Genomic DNA, 3,713 nt, shown 5'->3' on the forward strand with positions numbered 1-3,713 from the left:
GTGGAAAAAATAGCCTAAATAGGCTGATTCGATGTGTTTGCGGGAAAAAAATCGGCCCAGATCCGCGAAATTTTAATCAGCGAGTCAGCTTGGGAAGAAATGACCTGCTTATTCGCACCTTCCTTAGGGCTCATCAAATAAAATATTTTTTTAGAAAAATGAGAGGTCGATTAAGAAAAAATAATAAATTATTTAACTAAGCCTTAAATCTTGAGTTAGCCCAAATAAACTAGCTGTGAAGACGAAAGGTTTTTCTCCATTCCGCAGGGCTCACCCCAAAACGAGCCTTAAACTGCTGTCGCCAGGTGATGGCGGAATTAAATCCCACCAGCTCAGCCACGCGCTCAATCGGCATATTTCCGGCTTCCAGCAGGATCTGGCTGCGCCGCAGGCGTTCGGCGGTCAGCCAGTCGGCGACGCTCATCCCCGTAGCGTTAACAAAATGGCGGGTCAGGGTGCGGCGGCTCATCGAGACGACCTCCGCCAGCGAGTCCAGACTATGCGGTTCGGTGATGTGCTGCTGAAGATAGTCGATCAGGCAGTTAATGCGTCCGTCGCGGGTATCTTTGGGAACCGGCTGGGCGATGAACTGCGCCTGACCGCCCTCGCGGTGGGGCGGTACAATCATACGGCGGGCAATCTGGTTGGCGACCACGCTGCCAAAGCGCTGGCGAATGATATACAGGCAGCAGTCCAGCGCGGCGGCAGTCCCGGCAGAGGTAATGATATTGCCGTCATCCACGTAAAGGGCATTAATATCCAGTCGAACGTTCGGGAAGAGGGACTGAAACTGACGTTCGAACTCCCAGTGGGTGGCCGCACGCTTACCGTCGAGGATCCCCGCCCAGGCCAGCACAAACGACCCCAGACACAGCCCGACGATTTCTGCGCCGCGGTCTCTCGCCTGCACCAGGCTGTCGAGCAGCGACTGCGGCGGGCGTTCAAGAACGTGCTGCCAGTAGGGAACGACAACAATATCGGCCTGCCCAATGGCGGAAAAATCCTGCGTGGCGTTGAGGGCAAATCCGTCTTTTGAGGTGAGGAACCCCGGCGTTTCGGCGCAGATCGTCACGTTAAAGCGCTTTTCTCCGGAGACCGAGTCGCCAAACAGAATGCAGGGAACGGAGTAGTGGAACGGGCTGAACCCGTCTACCGCGACAATCGCGACGTTGACTAGCGGCATTTGTCTCTCCTTTCCCTTTTAGATACTCAGAATATAACGGTTTCGCCATCCTGGGGAATGCTCACTGCGTCACTCACCTGGTTGGCTTCAACGTACTCACGCAGCGCGCTGCGGGTTAACAGGCAGTGGTTAATGGCTTCCATATGGCTCGCCACAATTTTGGCCTGCGGCAGCAGGAAATGGACGTTGAGCACGTCCTCCTGCCCCATAATAATGGGCCCAAAGCCAATGACGTGAGCATAGCCGGCGTTCAGCACCACCACGTCCGGCTGATGCTTTTGCAGATCGGCCGCCACTTCGTCACGCCAGACGGTATCCCCGGCAAGATAGAGCGTCTTCTCATCAGGATGGCGGAGCACCACGCCACAGGCCTCGCCCAGCCGCTCCGCCAGTTCGGGCACAGCATATGCGCGATCGGTCCCGTGCTGCCCGCCATGGGTTTTCGTAATCTGAATATCGCCGAAGAAGGTCGCATCGGTCATGATCGTCAGGTTGCTAAACCCCTGGCTGCGCAGCAGCGCGGCGTCACGTTCGTTTTGCACGTAGATCGGCTTATCTTTGGCGATCAGCTCTGCCGCGGCGCGATCCCAGTGATCGTCATGAGTATGGGTGACGATCACCGCGTCGGCGTCCAGCAGCGTGTTGATGTCAACGGGGAGTTCAACCGTCGGGTTACGGCGTTCGGCATACGCCGTGCCGGGAAAGCCCGGATAAGCGCCCTTAGGGGCCAGCATCGGGTCGATTAAAAGACGTTTTCCGGCGTAGGTAATCAGCTGGGTGGCGTTGCGAATGTGGGTGATGTTCATGGGCTATCCTCCGGTTGGTGTGATAAGGAGGATAGCCAGCCGTCGCGCGTCATGCTGTGGGTTAAAGGGCGATTACCGATGGAATCGGGCCAATTTAAGCAAACCTTTTTCCATCAGATTGTTTACCAGCCTGGCACCGCCCCACCGTTAAAGATCGTCTCCGCTGCTTTCGCCACTTCAGGCGACTGATACGACTGGATAAATTCCTTCACGTTCTCGGCGTCTTTGTTGTCTTCGCGCGTCACCACGATGTTCACGTACGGCGAGTTTTTGTCTTCGATAAAGACGCTGTCATGCACCGGCGACAGCCCGGTTTGCTGGATATAGGTGGTGCTGATGATGGCGACATCCACTTTCGGGTCGTCCAGCACGCGCGGCAGCTGCGCCCCTTCGAGCTCCATGATTTTCAGCTGTTTAGGGTTGGCGGTAATATCCAGCGCCGTTGGCAGCAGCCCGGTGTCCGGCTTCAGGGTGATGAGCTTCTCTTTTTGCAACAGCAGCAGCGCGCGGCCCAGGTTGGTCGGGTCGTTTGGAATGGCAATGGTCGCCCCGTCCTTCAGATCAGAGACGGATTTGATTTTGCGGGAATAGCCGGCCATCGGGAAAACAAAGGTGTTCGCCACGGCCACCAGCTTGTAGCTATGCGCCTTGTTATCCTCTGCAAGGAACGGGCGATGCTGGAAGACGTTGGCATCCAGTTCCCCCTGGTTGGTGGCATCGTTAGGCAACAGCGAGCCGCTGAAGCCTACCAGCTCCACGTCCAGGCCATATTTCTCTTTTGCCACCTTTTTGGCGACTTCCGCCACGTCCTGCTCGGCGCCGTTGATGACGCCGACTTTAATGTGTTTGGCATCGCTGCCACTTTGATCGCACCCTGCCAGCAGCAGGCCAGCCAGTACCAGAGCACCCAATCGACGTTTCACAAGACAGTTCCTTTTGCTGAATGTTGTAGTGACTATATCGACAACGAGGCGGTGAAATAAAAACCGAAAAAGAATCAATAAGAAGGATAAGTTATATGCGGCTATGGCCGGGTGGCGCTGCGCTTACCCAGCCTACGGATTCAAAGCTTAAAGGGCTTTCGCCAGGTAATGTCGCTGCATGCCCGGATAAGGATAATCCTGCAAAGACATTTGCAGCTGGTACCCCTGTTTTTCATAGAACGGCCGCGCCTGGAAGCTGACGGTATCGACCAGCGCGTGCTTGCAGCCTTTGCGTCTGGCTTCCTCTTCGGCCGTTCTGATGAGCTGGCTGCCAACGCCGGATCCGCGCACGGTCTCGCTCACCCAGAGATAGTCGATATTCAGCCAGTCGCCTTTACGCACACCGATTAACCCGCCCAGCATGGCGCCATTATCGTCACGCACGTAAACGCCAACGTCGCCGCTAAAGGTCGCCATATCCAAAAATTGCGCGTTGTAGGCACGCAGCCCAACGAATAACTCTTCTTTTTCCTGCTGCGTAACCGTATTGGTAATGCTCAGTTGCATGACGTTCTCCCTGTTTTTGTGTGCTGTTTGACTATCTCACAGATACTTTACGGAGAAAATTCATACTTTCGGCTGGCGTCGCTACACTGAATGTAACGATATATTTCATGGGAAGCCTGTGACGTCAAAAGGGGGTTGTTGATGAAAGCTGCGCACCTGGTCTGCCTGCTGGTTTGTCTGCTCTTCGCCGCATTTGTCCATGCTCAGGAAAAGGACGATCCGGCGAAAGAGGCG

At 55.3% G+C, this 3,713-nt stretch carries 5 protein-coding genes and 1 pseudogene; 2 read left to right on the top strand and 4 right to left on the bottom strand.

Annotated elements, in window-relative coordinates:
• On the top strand, positions 1-200 hold a 200-nt coding region (locus ACWYRJ_RS20570), incomplete at its 5' end, for a hypothetical protein (RefSeq protein ID WP_455508528.1).
• A 29-nt stretch (positions 201-229) separates the two neighbouring features.
• Here the strand turns inward: ACWYRJ_RS20570 and ACWYRJ_RS20575 are convergent.
• The 4 genes from ACWYRJ_RS20575 to ACWYRJ_RS20590 all read right to left on the bottom strand — a co-directional run bounded on the left by ACWYRJ_RS20575 (position 230) and on the right by ACWYRJ_RS20590 (position 3,479).
• Positions 230-1,183 carry a GlxA family transcriptional regulator gene (locus tag ACWYRJ_RS20575; RefSeq protein WP_455508529.1) on the bottom strand — a complete coding sequence of 318 codons (954 nt, stop codon included), beginning with the start codon at positions 1,181-1,183 and terminating at the stop codon, positions 230-232.
• Positions 1,184-1,209: 26 nt separating this feature from the next.
• Positions 1,210-1,989, bottom strand: a complete 780-nt coding sequence (locus tag ACWYRJ_RS20580; protein ID WP_455508530.1) for an MBL fold metallo-hydrolase — start codon at positions 1,987-1,989, stop codon at positions 1,210-1,212.
• Between the two features lie 122 nt (positions 1,990-2,111).
• Positions 2,112-2,912 carry a lipoprotein NlpA gene (gene nlpA / locus ACWYRJ_RS20585; protein ID WP_455508531.1) on the bottom strand — a complete coding sequence of 267 codons (801 nt, stop codon included), beginning with the start codon at positions 2,910-2,912 and terminating at the stop codon, positions 2,112-2,114.
• A 147-nt stretch (positions 2,913-3,059) separates the two neighbouring features.
• Positions 3,060-3,479, bottom strand: a complete 420-nt coding sequence (locus ACWYRJ_RS20590; RefSeq protein WP_111964267.1) for a GNAT family N-acetyltransferase — start codon at positions 3,477-3,479, stop codon at positions 3,060-3,062.
• A gap of 141 nt (positions 3,480-3,620) precedes the next feature.
• Between ACWYRJ_RS20590 and ACWYRJ_RS20595 the strand changes: the two are divergent.
• A pseudogene (locus tag ACWYRJ_RS20595) lies at positions 3,621-3,713 on the top strand (YicS family protein); the annotation flags it as partial.

The organism is Enterobacter sp., assembly GCF_977039595.1.